This window comes from Paenibacillus guangzhouensis (genome assembly GCF_009363075.1).
GTDB lineage: Bacteria > Bacillota > Bacilli > Paenibacillales > Paenibacillaceae > Paenibacillus_K > Paenibacillus_K guangzhouensis.
This window is the reverse complement of sequence record NZ_CP045293.1, coordinates 3,710,417-3,724,578: the sequence shown is the minus strand read 5'-3', so window position 1 is coordinate 3,724,578 and position 14,162 is coordinate 3,710,417. Positions and strand designations below refer to the sequence as shown.

General features: G+C 50.7%; 14 protein-coding genes. 10 read left to right on the top strand and 4 right to left on the bottom strand.

Going from position 1 to position 14,162, the window contains the following annotated elements; all coding sequences use genetic code 11:
* Window positions 1-148: 148 nt before the first annotated feature.
* From GCU39_RS16705 to GCU39_RS16680, 6 genes are all read left to right on the top strand, one after another.
* Window positions 149-1,171, top strand: coding sequence for an ATP-binding cassette domain-containing protein (locus tag GCU39_RS16705; RefSeq protein WP_152394555.1), 1,023 nt, complete (start codon window positions 149-151; stop codon window positions 1,169-1,171).
* A complete protein-coding gene (locus GCU39_RS16700; RefSeq protein ID WP_152394554.1) occupies window positions 1,168-1,983 on the top strand; it encodes an ABC transporter permease in 816 nt (271 codons plus the stop codon). The genes GCU39_RS16705 and GCU39_RS16700 overlap by 4 nt, the downstream gene beginning before the upstream one ends.
* A gap of 533 nt (window positions 1,984-2,516) precedes the next feature.
* Complete coding sequence (locus tag GCU39_RS16695; protein ID WP_152394553.1) at window positions 2,517-2,792, top strand: hypothetical protein; 276 nt, start codon at window positions 2,517-2,519, stop codon at window positions 2,790-2,792.
* Window positions 2,793-2,931: 139 nt separating this feature from the next.
* Window positions 2,932-3,354, top strand: coding sequence for a VOC family protein (locus GCU39_RS16690; RefSeq protein ID WP_152397291.1), 423 nt, complete (start codon window positions 2,932-2,934; stop codon window positions 3,352-3,354).
* 160 nt (window positions 3,355-3,514) lie between these two features.
* On the top strand, window positions 3,515-6,169 hold the full coding sequence (locus GCU39_RS16685; RefSeq protein WP_152394552.1) for a winged helix-turn-helix domain-containing protein: 2,655 nt from the start codon (window positions 3,515-3,517) through the stop codon (window positions 6,167-6,169).
* Window positions 6,170-6,252: 83 nt separating this feature from the next.
* The gene (locus tag GCU39_RS16680) at window positions 6,253-7,164 is read left to right on the top strand and encodes an NAD(P)-dependent alcohol dehydrogenase (RefSeq protein WP_152394551.1); all 912 of its coding nucleotides are present in this window, start codon (window positions 6,253-6,255) and stop codon (window positions 7,162-7,164) included.
* Between the two features lie 59 nt (window positions 7,165-7,223).
* Here the strand turns inward: GCU39_RS16680 and GCU39_RS16675 are convergent, their stop codons facing one another.
* Window positions 7,224-7,751 (bottom strand): HPP family protein, encoded by a 528-nt coding sequence (locus GCU39_RS16675; RefSeq protein WP_152394550.1) that lies wholly within the window; start codon window positions 7,749-7,751, stop codon window positions 7,224-7,226.
* Between the two features lie 208 nt (window positions 7,752-7,959).
* Between GCU39_RS16675 and GCU39_RS16670 the strand changes: the two genes are divergently transcribed.
* From GCU39_RS16670 to GCU39_RS16655, 4 genes are all read left to right on the top strand, one after another.
* Window positions 7,960-8,934: a GntR family transcriptional regulator gene (locus tag GCU39_RS16670; RefSeq protein WP_193726515.1), complete on the top strand. Its 975-nt coding sequence runs from the start codon at window positions 7,960-7,962 to the stop codon at window positions 8,932-8,934.
* 117 nt (window positions 8,935-9,051) lie between these two features.
* The gene (locus tag GCU39_RS16665; RefSeq protein WP_152394548.1) at window positions 9,052-9,477 is read left to right on the top strand and encodes a MarR family winged helix-turn-helix transcriptional regulator; all 426 of its coding nucleotides are present in this window, start codon (window positions 9,052-9,054) and stop codon (window positions 9,475-9,477) included.
* A gap of 97 nt (window positions 9,478-9,574) precedes the next feature.
* Window positions 9,575-10,984 (top strand): MFS transporter, encoded by a 1,410-nt coding sequence (locus tag GCU39_RS16660; RefSeq protein ID WP_152394547.1) that lies wholly within the window; start codon window positions 9,575-9,577, stop codon window positions 10,982-10,984.
* Between the two features lie 5 nt (window positions 10,985-10,989).
* Entirely contained in the window at window positions 10,990-11,649 is a 660-nt protein-coding gene (locus GCU39_RS16655) for a hypothetical protein (protein WP_227793232.1), read from the top strand.
* Between the two features lie 81 nt (window positions 11,650-11,730).
* On the opposite strand, the gene GCU39_RS16650 is transcribed toward GCU39_RS16655, so the two are convergent.
* Genes GCU39_RS16650 through GCU39_RS16640 form a run of 3 tightly spaced genes read right to left on the bottom strand, consistent with a single transcriptional unit; the run spans window position 11,731 to window position 14,132 of the window.
* On the bottom strand, window positions 11,731-12,402 hold the full coding sequence (locus GCU39_RS16650) for a response regulator (RefSeq protein ID WP_152394546.1): 672 nt from the start codon (window positions 12,400-12,402) through the stop codon (window positions 11,731-11,733).
* Window positions 12,399-13,631, bottom strand: coding sequence for a sensor histidine kinase (locus GCU39_RS16645; RefSeq protein ID WP_152394545.1), 1,233 nt, complete (start codon window positions 13,629-13,631; stop codon window positions 12,399-12,401). Before GCU39_RS16645 ends, GCU39_RS16650 begins: the two co-directional genes overlap by 4 nt.
* A 42-nt stretch (window positions 13,632-13,673) precedes the next feature.
* Entirely contained in the window at window positions 13,674-14,132 is a 459-nt protein-coding gene (locus GCU39_RS16640) for a CcdC protein domain-containing protein (RefSeq protein ID WP_193726514.1), read from the bottom strand.
* Window positions 14,133-14,162: the final 30 nt, after the last annotated feature.

Genomic DNA, 14,162 nt, shown 5'->3' with positions numbered 1-14,162 from the left:
GCATCGTATCAATACGCAAGCGAAGACCGCTGAGCTGAACAAGCTGCAGCGGTTTTTTGCATTTTTGCAAATTAAAATGCTGTTTACATTCTGTTTAAAAAGGGGTGCTAAGATCAACTACATCATCCGTTACGTGGGAGGAATAACAATGAATAATCGAAATATAGAGCCGAATAACGGCGATTGGGCCGTTGAAGCGTATGGACTTGTCAAAACGTTCGGCGATAATCGCGCCGTGGATGGCGTCAATTTGAACGTACGAGCGGGATCCATCTACGGTGTTCTTGGACCGAATGGGGCAGGGAAGACGACAACGATTCGCATGCTGGCGACGCTGCTGCGTCCGGATGCGGGGACGGCACGCATCTTCGGCCATGATGTGCAGAAGGAATCACAGATCGTTCGTCAACTGATCGGCGTGACGGGACAATATGCGTCGGTAGACGAGTCGCTGAGCGCAACAGAGAATCTGATCATCTTCTCGAGGCTGCTCGGGCTCAGACGTGCAGAAGCGAAGCAGAAAGCCGCGGGTCTGCTTGAAGAATTCGGGTTGACCGAGGCGGCAAAGCGTCCGCTCAAGAACTTCTCTGGTGGGATGCGGCGCAGACTGGATTTGGCTGCAAGTCTTATCGCACAGCCGCCGCTTATTTTCCTGGACGAACCGACGACGGGGCTGGATCCACGTACGCGTTCGCAGATGTGGGATACGATCCGCAGATTAGTGAATACAGGGTCGACGGTATTGCTCACCACGCAGTACCTTGAAGAGGCGGACCAATTGGCAGATCGGATTGCGGTCATTGATCGCGGTCATGTGGTCGCCGAAGGCACAGCCGATGAATTGAAGGCGTCTATCGGCACCTCGTCCCTGCATTTGCGAGTGCAGAATCCGCTTGATATCGGGAACGCGCGCCGCATCGTCGAACAAGTACTTCGTGTTCCGTCCAGCGTGTCTTCGGAAGCGGCGAAGATTACGGCACCGATGGCGGACGCTGATCGGGTGACGGACCTGCTGATCGCTCTCCGTGAGGCAGGGATTCACTTAGCTGAGGTGAGCGTACAGAAGCCGACGCTCGATGAAGTGTTCTTAACCATCACAGGCGAAGGCGTGAAGCAAGATGCATCTCATGCGTCGAAAGAATCTAACCAAGTGGAGGTGGCAAGAGCATGAGCAGCTCTTCAATCAAGCCGGCCGTACAACGCCAATTAAAAAACTACACCAGCTTCGGTCAATCGGTTCGTCACTCGTTAACGATGGCTTATCGCGGTCTGCTGAAGCTGAAACGCACACCGGAGCAATTGTTCGACGTTACGCTGCAACCGATCATCTTTACGCTGATGTTTACCTATATCTTTGGCGGGGCGATCTCCGGCGACGTCGTGAGTTATCTGCCCGTCATCATTCCCGGGATCCTCGTCCAGACCGTCATTACGACCTCGATCGTGACGGGTGTCCAATTGCGTGAGGATATGGATAAAGGGGTGTTCGATCGCTTCAAGTCATTGCCGATTGCGAGGATTGCACCGCTCGCAGGTGCGCTGCTCGCGGATACGATTCGGTATACGATTGCAACCGTGTTGACCTTCACGATGGGATACATTATGGGGTATCACCCCGCTGGAGGCCTCGGCAACGTCGCCATCGCTGCGCTGCTTGTCATTTTCTGCTCATGGGCGATTAGCTGGATTTTCGCATTCTTCGGCGTCATCGCGCGTACCGCTTCCAGCGTACAGGGGATATCGATGATTGTATTGTTCCCGCTCACGTTCCTGTCGAACGCGTTCGTTCCGGTGAATACAATGCCGGGCTGGCTGCAGTGGTTCGTGAACATCAACCCGATCTCGCACTTGGTCACGGCCGTTCGTGACCTGACGAATGCGGGTACCGTAGGCTGGGATCTTGTGATCTCTCTGATCGGAGCGCTCGTTATCGTGGCGATCTTTGCGCCGATTACCGTTCGCGCGTATATGCGCCGCACATAGCTTGCCGATAAGCAGCCGTTTAGGCTGCTTTTTTGGCGTAATTAACTGCTTTTTGGTAGTTAATTGTGCCGTTTTCGAACGAGTTGAGCGAAATAACTGCTTTTTGGTAGTTAATTGTGCCGCTTTCGAGCGAGTTGGGCGAAATAACTGCTTTTTAGCAGTTAAAAGCGCTGCGTTCGAGCGAGTTGGGCGAAATAACTGCATTTTGTCAGTTAAATGCGCTGCGTTCGAGCGAGTTGGGTGAAATAACTGCATTTTGTCAGTTAAATGCGCCTCTTTCGAGCGAGTTGAGCGAAATAACTGCTTTTTAGCAGTTAAAAGCGCTGCGTTTGAGCGAGTTGAGCGAAATAACTGCATTTTGTCAGTTAAATGCGCCTCTTTCGAGCGAGTTGAGCGAAATAACTGCTTTTTGTCAGTTAAATGCGCTGCGTTCGAGCGAGTTGGGTGAAATAACTGCATTTTGTCAGTTAAATGCGCCTCTTTCGAGCGAGTTGAGCGAAATAACTGCTTTTTAGCAGTTAAAAGCGCTGCGTTTGAGCGAGTTGAGCGAAATAACTGCATTTTGTCAGTTAAAAGCGCTGCGTTTGAGCGAGTTGAGCGAAATAACTGCATTTTGTCAGTTAAAAGCGCTGCGTTTGAGCGAGTTGAGCGAAATAACTGCATTTTGTCAGTTAAATGCGCCGTATTCGAGCGAGTTGAGCGAAATAACTGCATTTTGTCAGTTAAATGCGCTGATTTCGAGTGAGTTTGGCGAAATAACTGCATTTAAGCAGTTAATTGCGCTGCGTTTGAGCGAGTTGGGCAAATAACTGCATTTTGTCAGTTAAATACGCTGCGTTCGAGCGAGTTGAGCGAAATTGCGTTATACTGGATACATATTCCAACACGGAGAAACAGCGATGTGTAGTGATGCACCATAATCATAGTTCATGGAGGTAACCACAAATGATGAAGCCGCGAATTTCCGTACTTACCCTAGGCGTCGACGATCTGGAAAGATCGCTAGCCTTCTACCGCGATGGCTTAGGATTCCCGTCGGAGGGGATCATTGGACAAGAATTCGAGCATGGCGCCGTTGCCTTTTTTGATCTGCAAGCGGGCCTGAAGCTCGCAATATGGAACCGCCGCGATCTTGCGCATGAGGCGAAGGTTCCGTTATCCGCGCCGAGCGCGACGGAGATCACGATTGGTCACAACGTAGGCAGCAAGGAAGAAGTGGATCGAATTATGGAGCTCGCACGGCAAGCAGGAGCTACCATTACAGATCCCGCGCATGACGCGTTCTGGGGAGGTTATTCAGGGCATTTCCAAGATCCGGACGGCCATCTCTGGGAAGTAGTGTGGAATCCGGCTTGGTCGTTGGATGAATAGAATAGCCATAACGCGCACGCGCACAGGATAAGCCGCTTTCGGGTGGCTTTTTCTATTGGGTGACGAAGTCCTGCGTGAGAGGAATCGCTCCCCCATTGTCGAACATATTCAAGAAATAGATTAGACTGCTAACCTTAACGGTTCAGATCGGAGGCGAAGTATGACGATCCCTATTCTTGCAACAAAAGTGAGTATTCCGCCTCTCCGCTCAAATCTTGTCGTCCGGCCAAGGTTAATGGAGCGATTGCAAGAGGGGGCACAGCGCAAGTTGACATTGATCTCGGCCCCTGCGGGTTATGGCAAAACAACGCTCGTCAGTGATTGGCTCGCTGCCCATAAGGCGTCAGCCGCATGGCTGTCGCTGGATGAACGTGATCAAGATCCTGCGCGGTTCCTCACCTATCTTATCGTTGCCCTGCAGCAGGCAGTGCCGCAGCTAGGTGAAGGTTTACTTGGACTATTGCGATTGCCGCAGTTACCGCGAGTGGAAAGCTTGATTACGGCATTGGTCAACGACCTACTAGTCATACCCGATCCGCTCATTCTTGTGCTTGACGATTATCACATGGTTGCGTCGGAATCGATTGATGAAGCCATTATGTTATTGCTAGAACGGATGCCGTCTCATATACACCTCATGATGACCACGCGTAAAGATCCGAATTTGCCTCTAGCCAGATTACGTGTCAGGAACCAACTAACCGAAGTGCGTGCGTCGGATTTACGATTTACAGCTTCGGAAGCTGATGAATTTCTAAGCCACGTGATGGGGTTAGTCCTATCTGCCGACAACGTCGCCCTGCTTCAGTCGCGGACGGAAGGATGGGCTGCCGGCCTGCAATTAGCCGCACTGTCCATGCAAGGGCATGGGGATCATAACCGCATCAGTCAGTCCTTCAGCGGCAGCCATCCATTTGTGCTCGACTACTTGGTGGAAGAAGTGCTGCAGCAGCAATCAGATCGGATTCAGCATTTTTTGCTGCATACATCCATGTTGGACCGATTATGCGGAACGCTCTGCGATGCCGTACTGGATCGGGATGCTCCAGAACACCAGACATCTACCTTATCCGGCCAGGCTACGCTCGAATATCTCGAACGCGCCAATTTATTCATCGTACCGCTCGATCAAGAACGGAAGTGGTATCGGTATCATCATCTGTTTGCAGACATCCTGCGCAAGCGGCTGGAGCAGCACAGCAGCTTCACCGCGCAAGGAGCAGCCGACTATCATCTTCGCGCCAGTCAATGGTATGAGGGGCAAGGGCTTACGTTCGAAGCCTTCCAACATGCCGCAGCGGCGGGCGATATTCCGCTAGCTGCTCGGCTGCTTGAGGGAGAAGGCATGCCTCTCATCTTCCGCGGGGCGGTAATGCCCGTGCTGAATTGGCTCAACACGTTGCCAGAGGAGGAACTTCATGCTCATCCTTCCTTACATGTGATGCACGCATCGGCGGAGCTCTTGATCGGCCAAGTATCGGGCGTCGAACCGAAGCTTCAGGCAGCCGAGCAAGCACTGCAAGAGGCGGAACTGGATGAGCAGACCCGTGATCTGCTCGGACATATCGCATCGATTCGCGCTACATTAGCGGTGAGCCAGCATCAAGCAGATGCGATTATGACGGAAGCGCTCCGTGCTCTGGCATACTTGCACCCAAGGAACCTGCCTGTCCGTGCAGCAACGACCTGGGCGCTTGGATATGCATATCAGCTGCAAGGGGAACTTGCGATAGCGAACAAGGTTTATACGGAGTCCTTGATGCAGAGCCGGAAGATCGGCCATGTCATGATCACCCTCATGGCGACGCTGGGTCTCGGGATGATTCGAGAGGCAGAGAATCAGCTTCACCGCGCGATGGAGACCTACGAAGAAGTGCTGAAGCTCGCCGGTGATCCGCCGCTGCCTGTTGCCTGCGAAGCGCATCTGGGCATGGCTCGCATATACTACGAGCGGAACGACCTTGCGGCAGCTAAACAGCATGGCAGGCAGTGTGTCCTACTAGCACAGCAGTTCGAGCAGACCGACCGAGCCATAGCGGGTGAAGTTTTCCTGGCCAGCGTGAAGTTTGCGCAGGGAGAAGTGAACAGTGCGGCAGTGATGCTGACGAAGGCGGATCAAATGGCCCGCGAGCAGAACTTTGTACAGGTGCAACCGAATATTGCGGAGCTTCATGTGCGCGTACTGCTTCATCAAGGCCATAATGCTGCAGCTGCTGGACGTGCGTGTGCGCTGCCGTTCGAACACAGCACGAGTCAGGTTCGGGTGCATCTTGCCGAAGGGAAACCACAAGCAGCATTGAACGTCGTTGAAACTTTGCATGAGCAGGCGCAAGCGAAGGGACAGCCTGATACGGAGCTGAAGCTGACCGTTCTAAAGGCGATTGCCTTACACGCGAATGGAGACAAAGGAGATGCGGTTCGTCTGTTTGAGCATGCGCTTGTCATAGCGGAGCCTGAAGGATTCATACGCACCTTTGTTGACGAAGGGCTTCCGATCGTGGAGCTATTGCGTGATACGGCTAAGCATGGAGCAATGGAGAATTACGCCCGGAAGCTGTTGTCTGCCTGTGAGATGCAGGAGGTTACAACGCGTCATGGCATGGAACGAACCGAGCAGCTCCTCGAGCCGCTAAGTACGAGGGAACTCGAAGTATTGCAGCTCATCGCCCAAGGGCTGTCGAATCATGAGATCAGCGAGCGGCTGTTCATTGCGCTAACAACGGTCAAAGGACATAATCGGGTGATCTTCGACAAGCTGCAGGTGAAGCGTCGGACCGAGGCGGTAGCCCGCGCTCGCCTCTTAGGTTTGCTGTAGCTGAGGCAAAACCATACTTTAGTAGCTGTATGCCGATCCTTGGGGTCGATATACTGATTGCAAATGGAGGATGGAGGAGTCTCATGAAAGCAATCGTATGCACCAAATATGGGTCTGCAGACGTCCTGAAGCTCATGGATGTCGATCGGCCTACACCGGAGGACAATGAAGTATTGGTTAAAATTCATGCAACCAGCGTAACGAGCGGAGATGCTCGGGTACGAAGATTCATAAGCCCGTTACTATTATGGATTCCGATGAGGCTATTCTTAGGGGTTTCGAAGCCGAGATATGCGATCCTTGGCGTAGAGTTCGCAGGGGAAATCGAAGCGGTCGGGAGACACGTGAAGCGATTCAAAAGAGGCGACCAGGTGTATGCCTTGAATGGGATGCGATTTGGTGCGCATGCAGAATATATATCGATGCCGGAAGATGGCAATATCGCACTGAAGCCGAAGAATACGACCTACGAGGAAGCGGCGGCGATTCCTTTTGGGGGCACAACCGCACTGCATTTTTTCAGAAAGGCCAAGATGAAGCCGGGACAGAACGTGTTAGTCTACGGTGCATCGGGCTCCGTCGGCAGTTCTGCCATTCAGCTTGCGAAGGCGATGGGGGCGGACGTGACCGCAGTATGCAGCGGGACGAACTCCGAATTGGTGAGAAGGCTCGGTGCGAGTCACGTGATCGATTATACGAAAGAAGACTTTGCGCGGCGGGGGGAGCGTTATGACGTGATCTTTGATGCGGTTGGGAAGACCAGCCGAGCAGTCTGCAAGCAAGCGCTCAAGCCGGATGGGGTCTTCGTTACGGTCAATGGTCAGGGCATGGCGAAGGTGACACCAGAAGATTTGATCTACCTCAAAGCCTTAACAGAGGAAGGGAAGCTTCAAGCGGTGATTGATCGCCGCTACCCATTGGAGCAAATCCCGGATGCCCATCGTTATGTGGAGCAGGGGCACAAGAAAGGAAATGTGATTATTACAGTGAGCTAAGCGAATCTCCAAATTGCAGAGCTTCATCGTATGAACGCAGCCGATTGGCTGCGTTTTTGTCATATCCAGAACCTCGGATATTGCCGATCCTCATCGAGATTATTGACGAGCAGGGCGATGAGCACGATCACAAGTGATCCGATCAGAACCGGATTGATCAAGAATGTCCATGAGCTGCCGGCCATGATCACGACGATAGGATTGGCGCCAGCGGGGGGATGCGTCGTGCGTGTGAGATGCATGAGGGCGATGGCTAACCCAACACCAAGCGCGATGACCCAGAATGAATTGCCGAATAAGTGGAATAAGAGCAGTCCGATTGCAGCAGAGACCAGATGTCCCCCAATAATATTCCGAGGCTGAGAGAGCGGCGCATCCCATACCCCGAAAGCTAATACGCAGCTTGCGCCAAAAGGCGCCATCAGCCATTCAGCGGACGTGAGGCTTGTTAAATAAGCCAGTGCGCCAATCGCTGCAAATCCCCCTAGAAAACCGATGAGCGCTGTTTTGGTAGAAATCTTCAGTGGACTTTTTCCCGTTCCCGACATTTTAGCGAAATACTGAGACCATGCTTGTTTTAATTCCATCCTTCACCACATCCTTCGATAAAATACAACTAAATTAATAGTTAACTAGTTATTTGATTAACATCGTATGTCATCGATTCTTTCGTGTCAACTTATTTTTGAGATAAAAGCTGCTTCTTGTGTTGGGCAACCGAATACAGTACAGTATTAAATAGCTAGTTGAATAGTATTTTGGTTGACCATTTATCTGTGAATGGAGTCAGGATGCATGATAAATAAAGAATTACGGGTAAAAGTGGACCCAGGTATCAATTTCAGCGTCAATACCCAGATTAAGGAACAATTGAAATGGCTGATTGGACTTGGCGTGATTGAACCGGGCGATATGCTGCCGTCTGCGAATCAAATGGCTGACATTCTCGGATTAAATCGAAATACGGTTAATCTTGTCTATACGCAGCTGCGCGATGAAGGCATGTTCACGATGCAGAAAGGCCGGGGAACGCAAGTGATGAATGGATCGAAGGTGGAGCTGCTTCAGAATGCTCGCCAGCCCATGCATCAGCTTGTCGCGAAGACGATTGAAGAGGCCGAGGCACAAGGTATTCCGCTTATTGATTTCTTCATCGCCGGTTTAGCTTATACGTTATTGCGTCCATCCGAAACAGCCGCCCGTCCGCGCATTCTTCTGATCGAATGCCGGGGTCACGACCATCTTTTCTACCGTCAAGAGATTGAGCGTGTCACGAAAGCTGAAGTGCATACCCTCTTCGTGGAGGATTTGATGGCTGCCGAAGGAACAATGATAGAAGTGCTGGAACATGCGGACGTGATCGTCACGACTCTGAATCATGCGGAAGAGGTCAAGACAAGATATTCCCGCTATGAGAAAAAATTAGTTGTCATCGGAGCGACGATCGAAATGTCCGCCCTGCTCGGCATTGCTCAGATGAAGCCTGACAGCGAGGTCGCTTTTGTATGTCTAGGCCGAGCGGGAGGGCAATGGATGGCAAGCGGTGTACGCGATGCAGGCATTACACAGATTCATCCGCATATGGTGGGGATAGACGAACAGGAACAGCTGCACCAGGTGATCGACAAGGCGGACAAGGTATATGCCTCTCCCGCTGTATACAAGGAGCTGTTAGCCATGAATCCCGATAAGGTGGCGCTCTATCCGATGACATTGGAGAAGAGCAGCGAGCGATTATTGCGGGATATATCGGAGAACCAAGATAACTGAGGATTCGAGTCATAAATGGACAGGGGTTCGATTCTAATGGGTATTGAAATTTACGGACGGCGAAAATATAATAGTCATAGCAACTATAATCATGTCATGTGACAAGGAGACTTACGCTTGGAATTAGAAAAGTATATCGGTGTGATTGTGCATCGTGCTGATTTGAAGCTGAACAATTATTATCAGAAAGTCGTTAACCCTTTTGATATTACGGTAGATCAGTGGGAGATTCTAGTCATCCTGTGGGAAAAGGAAGGGATTACGCAGAAAGACATCGCGGAACGGCTGTTTAAAGACCAGACGAATATTGCGCGCATGCTGTTCAAGCTTGAGAAAAAGGGATTTGTCCATCGTGTCACCCATGAGACGGATCGAAGATCACTGCGGGTCTATTTGACGGCCAAAGGTAGGGAAATCAAAGAGGAAATCCTTGCACCCTCAATTGAGGCTTATCAGAAAACGATTGAGGGGTTATCGGAACAAGAGGTGGAGACCTTCCGAAGGATTCTAGCGGTGATGTACAACAACGTGAAAGACCTGTAATCCGGTGCAGGTCTTATCACGATTATATATTTTTTTAATCATATAGATGCCATGACAACTATCATCAAGACTATTAAATGAGGAGGGAAGAGTGAATATGGAACAAGAATCAAATAAAATAGGTATATTGGATGTGCGATATAGAGCCCTAACCATCGGTATCGTCCTAGCAGTTACGACCGTAGCTTTCGAAGGGTTAGCTGTTACGACGATTGCGCCTAGCGTAGCTCAGCATTTACACGGCATTTCTTTTTACGGTTGGATATTCAGCGCATTTTTGCTGTCACAGATTTTGGGGACGATGATCATGGGACAGCAGATAGGCAAGATCGGTGCGTATCGATCCTTTTCCATCGCGATCGCTATTTTTGTCGTCGGGGTTATCGTTGCTGCTGTGTCCATGAATATGCTGATGCTCATCGGGGGCCGGGTGCTCCAAGGTTTTGGAGCCGGGGCGATTGTGACCTGTATCTATTACAGCATCACATTAAGCTATCCGGATGCGCTTCGAACGAAAATATTGGCTGCGTTCTCTAGTGCTTATATCCTGCCTGCACTGATCGGACCTTATTTTGCCGGGCTGTTGGCAGAATACGTGTCGTGGAGATTTGTATTCTGGCTTGTATTGCCATTCATCGCTTTAGCTGTGATGTTGACCCTTCCTTCCTTTCGCAAATTGCATGCAGAACATCGCTCCTCCAATCGTCGTAAAGAAGGATTCGCCATCGTATTGACCCTAGGCACAGGATTGCTACTGGCCGGATTAAGTAATATAACCGATTGGATCGGCGTTGTGCTGGCCTGCATCGGATTAATCCTTATGGTTAGACCGATGCAGAAACTGCTTCCGGTAGATACATTCAAGATCCGTAGAGGACTACCGGCAACCATCGTTGCTAGAGGACTGTATGTTGCGTGTTACGTTGCGACGGAGAGTTATGTCGTATTGGCATTGATTAAGGTTAAAGGGTTGTCGGCTGACATGGCCGGATTGATTGTCGCCGCAGGTGCGCTGAGTTGGTCTACAGCTGCTTGGCTGCAATCGAAATGGGATGAACGGGATCAAGGGCATGGTAGAGAAAAACGGGTTATTTTCGGTATTGGCATGATGATCGTAGGCGTCTCCATGGTGATCGCCGTCGTTGGCTTCGAGAGCGGAGGAATTCTTCTTGCGGTTGTCTCGCAGATATTGACTGGCTTTGGGATCGGACTTGCGAACCCGACGACAGGGGCGATCGCGCTGCATCATGCGAATCCGGGTGAAGAAGGCGAGGTTTCCTCTTATCTGCAATTTGTTGATGCCTTTTGCCCGGGGGTGAGCATTGGCATCGGCGGTGCTTTTATGGCCATGAGCGAACATGTCGGCGGTAATATGTTCATTGGAATTATGCTGGCTTTAGGTACTCAGCTTATTTTTGTTATCTTGAGTTTTTGCGTATCTTTCCGCATTGGGAAGGGTGGGACTAGACGCTCGATCTTGCCGAATGATATGATGGGTAATGGGTGAATAAGATGACAAATGAAACCATGAACAATGAACCGACGAACAATGAACCAACGAACAATGAACCAACGAACAACAGCAATGAGGATACTGCTTCGGCAGAGAAATTTACTGAGCTGGTCAATGCTGTTCATCATAACGGCCTTGTTGCGCTTCGTAGATATTACAGTGAGGTACAAGGACAGGTATTGAACCACGAGGTTTACGGCCCTATTTTTATTTATCAAGTAAAAGATGCATCGGATGACGGTTATGTATGCGGATTTTTCCTGCGTGAATTAATCGAGAAGTTCCAGTCGAGCGATAAGCCGGAACAATGGATGGCTTCCTTCTTCGTAGATCTCATGAAGACGAAGGGCGGCAAATTGCTGCCGAAATCACCGGAGACCGAAGACGAAGCGAAGGCGCTAATTGATCAAGTGCTTATCCCTCAACTTCTCGCGGCTGTCAAAGAGGAATTCCCGGATACGGTCCATGCCGGACTGGACTGGAATGAAGAGCACGGGCCCGTGTTCGAAGCAGGCTTCCCATCGATCGTCGAAGGGAACAACACTTGTGCATTCCCGATCCATTTCTTGATGATGCAGCTCCTGCTCAACCGGGATCCTGCGGATTTGATTCTCCAAGGATTATACAAAATTCAAGAAGACCATGGATTAGAAGGTTGATCCGATCGAAAAAACGGCAGAAATGCCGTTTTTTTGTATGTTTGGAACGCACCGAACCGCCTTGTATGACAAGGCGGTTCACTACTGTACGATCCGATTGCGAATGGCATAGACAACGGCCTGCGTTCGATCTTGAACGCCGAATTTCTGTAAAATACGATGGACGTGCGTCTTCACCGTACTTTCCCCAATATGCAGCTGGTTCGCGATCTCTTCATTTCTTAGTCCGTATGCCATTTGTTGAAGGACCTCCAGCTCACGCTCGGTAAAAGAATCCACGAGGTGAACGTGGGGGTTATCTTTATTCTCCGGTGTGATCACATCGTTCAGTGCATGGGCAATGACCTTCGCAGCCATAGTTGTTCGAAAGATCGCTTCTCCGCGATGTGCGGCTTGAATGGCATCAATGAGCTCATTTGGCGCAGCGTCCTTCAATAAATAACCGACAGCGCCTGCACGTATGCCGCCATAGACATATTCCTCCGTATCGAAGGTGGTTAGAATGACGACCTTGCTGTCCGGCCACATAGACAAGATGTCACGCGTCGCCTCAATCCCGCTGTATTCCGGCATTTGCACATCCATCAGCAGAACCTGTGGATACGTGCTTGCAGCCAGTTCAACCGCTTCGCGACCATTCCCTGCCTCACCAACGACACGCATGTCTTCTTGCGCATTAATAATATAACGCAGGCCGTGTCGAATGAACGGTTGATCATCGATAATAGCTACCGTAATTGGCTCCATGGTTATTCTCCTTCCATTGGGCAGTTATCCACGGGTATTGTTGCGATCAATGCGAGCCCGTGAGGGTGGTTGGTTCGCATGAAGAATGAACCGCCCGCACATTCACATCTCTCGCGCATGCCGTTGATGCCAAATCCAGGAGAAGGCGGGGCATCCCCGGTCCACGACCCATTGTCCTGAATCCTCATCGTAATCTTCTCCGGTTGCTCGTTGACCGATACATGAACGTGAGTCGCCTTTGCATGGCGAATCGCGTTCGTAAGCGACTCTTGAAGAACGCGGTACAGCAGCTCGGATACGTCCGCTTTCCATGGCGTCACGTCCCCTTTCACGTTAAGCGTGATCTGTAATCCGCTCTGTTCTTGGACAGAATTGATCAAGCTTTTTAACGCAAGTAATCCGAGTCCGGCATCATCGATGGCCATCTGATGAACGACAGTACGCACTTCGGTCAGGCAGTTGCGGGCCACATCCAGGACATTCGACAGCGTCGCATCGGCTTCAGCCGTGTTTGCCTTGATCATATAGGGTAACGCCTGCAGCTGGACGATGACGGAGGTAAGGCCATGGCCGATGCTATCATGAATATCGCGAGCGATCCGCGTGCGTTCCTCTAGAACGGCATAACGTAATGAGCGGACCGAAGCTTCTTCCAGTTCCTTATGGGATTGCTTCAGTGCGCGATGGGTCTGCTCTAGCTGGGTGTGCATGACACGCAGTTCCTGATAATGCTGCTGTTTGATCGCATTCGACTCACGCCTCATTCTCGCGCCCCAGAAAAATCCATACATGCCGCCATGAACAACCGAATACATGAAGATCACATCGATGCTGACACGTTCCATGAAGAACCAGATGGCCGCATCCAGCACGATAATGGCCGCTGTGAATAGTATGGAGAGGCTCCCAGGCAGCCGAAGTGCGTTATAGGCAATCAGACAGAATATGAGGATATTGGATGTCTTATAGGTGTCGAATCCGATCCAGGCTGCAGCCAGTAGGAGCCAGATGAGGATGACAGCCGCGGCGCGTTTCCGGTAATCCATGAGCCACCCGTCGGACGACCAGATAAGCACCAAGTAGGCGACGAAGCACAGGGTTTCGATCGCTGCGATGGCGAAGGAGGATCGATTGATCGTCTGGATGATCAGCGCAAAGATAATGAAACTTAACGTAATCGTTCTGGAGCGGGATGAAATTGTCTCAGCGAGTTGTGACCATCGATTTGTAGGCATGTGTCTTAAATCACGCTTTCCGCCCGTAAAGTCAGGCCGTTACTATCTGCGCTGCCCCTGTAATCGTTGATACTTCATGTAGATGACATAACGGCGTGCGCAGACACTCCCGAGTGGGATGAAGAGGAGTGCATTACTTAATGATACCAGAGCATGCTCTTTTCCCCAATATCCAACCGCAAGACGCAGCAGCATGACTGCCAGAAATACGATGACCCCGCCGATAGAGCTCTGGGAAGTGATTTTCCCCGTGCTTGGGTTATAACGAACTTTATCAAGCGAACCACGCCACACGCCTATACCTAATCCAACAGCAAGACAGATGATATAGAGCACGAAGCTTAAGGGCGTTAAGTTCGTGGTTTGCGAGAGGCTTGAATAGACGAGCCAGGCGAATAGCGCCGGTGTAATCCACATGCGAGAAGGCTGAATGGCTTTCTCTTTTCCAATGCTCAGAAGAATAACGACGACGACAATGAGATAAATCGATAAGGTATTCAATCGGATTCCTCTTTTCTTTTTCCAAATTCG

Coding starts and splice junctions, on each gene's coding strand:
- GCU39_RS16660 (WP_152394547.1), top strand. CDS start 9,575: ATGGAACAAGAATCAAATAAAATAGGTATATTGGATGTGCGATATAGA.
- GCU39_RS16700 (WP_152394554.1), top strand. CDS start 1,168: ATGAGCAGCTCTTCAATCAAGCCGGCCGTACAACGCCAATTAAAAAAC.
- GCU39_RS16705 (WP_152394555.1), top strand. CDS start 149: ATGAATAATCGAAATATAGAGCCGAATAACGGCGATTGGGCCGTTGAA.
- GCU39_RS16690 (WP_152397291.1), top strand. CDS start 2,932: ATGAAGCCGCGAATTTCCGTACTTACCCTAGGCGTCGACGATCTGGAA.
- GCU39_RS16645 (WP_152394545.1), bottom strand. CDS start 13,631: ATGCCTACAAATCGATGGTCACAACTCGCTGAGACAATTTCATCCCGC.
- GCU39_RS16680 (WP_152394551.1), top strand. CDS start 6,253: ATGAAAGCAATCGTATGCACCAAATATGGGTCTGCAGACGTCCTGAAG.
- GCU39_RS16675 (WP_152394550.1), bottom strand. CDS start 7,751: ATGGAATTAAAACAAGCATGGTCTCAGTATTTCGCTAAAATGTCGGGA.
- GCU39_RS16670 (WP_193726515.1), top strand. CDS start 7,960: ATGATAAATAAAGAATTACGGGTAAAAGTGGACCCAGGTATCAATTTC.
- GCU39_RS16655 (WP_227793232.1), top strand. CDS start 10,990: ATGACAAATGAAACCATGAACAATGAACCGACGAACAATGAACCAACG.
- GCU39_RS16685 (WP_152394552.1), top strand. CDS start 3,515: ATGACGATCCCTATTCTTGCAACAAAAGTGAGTATTCCGCCTCTCCGC.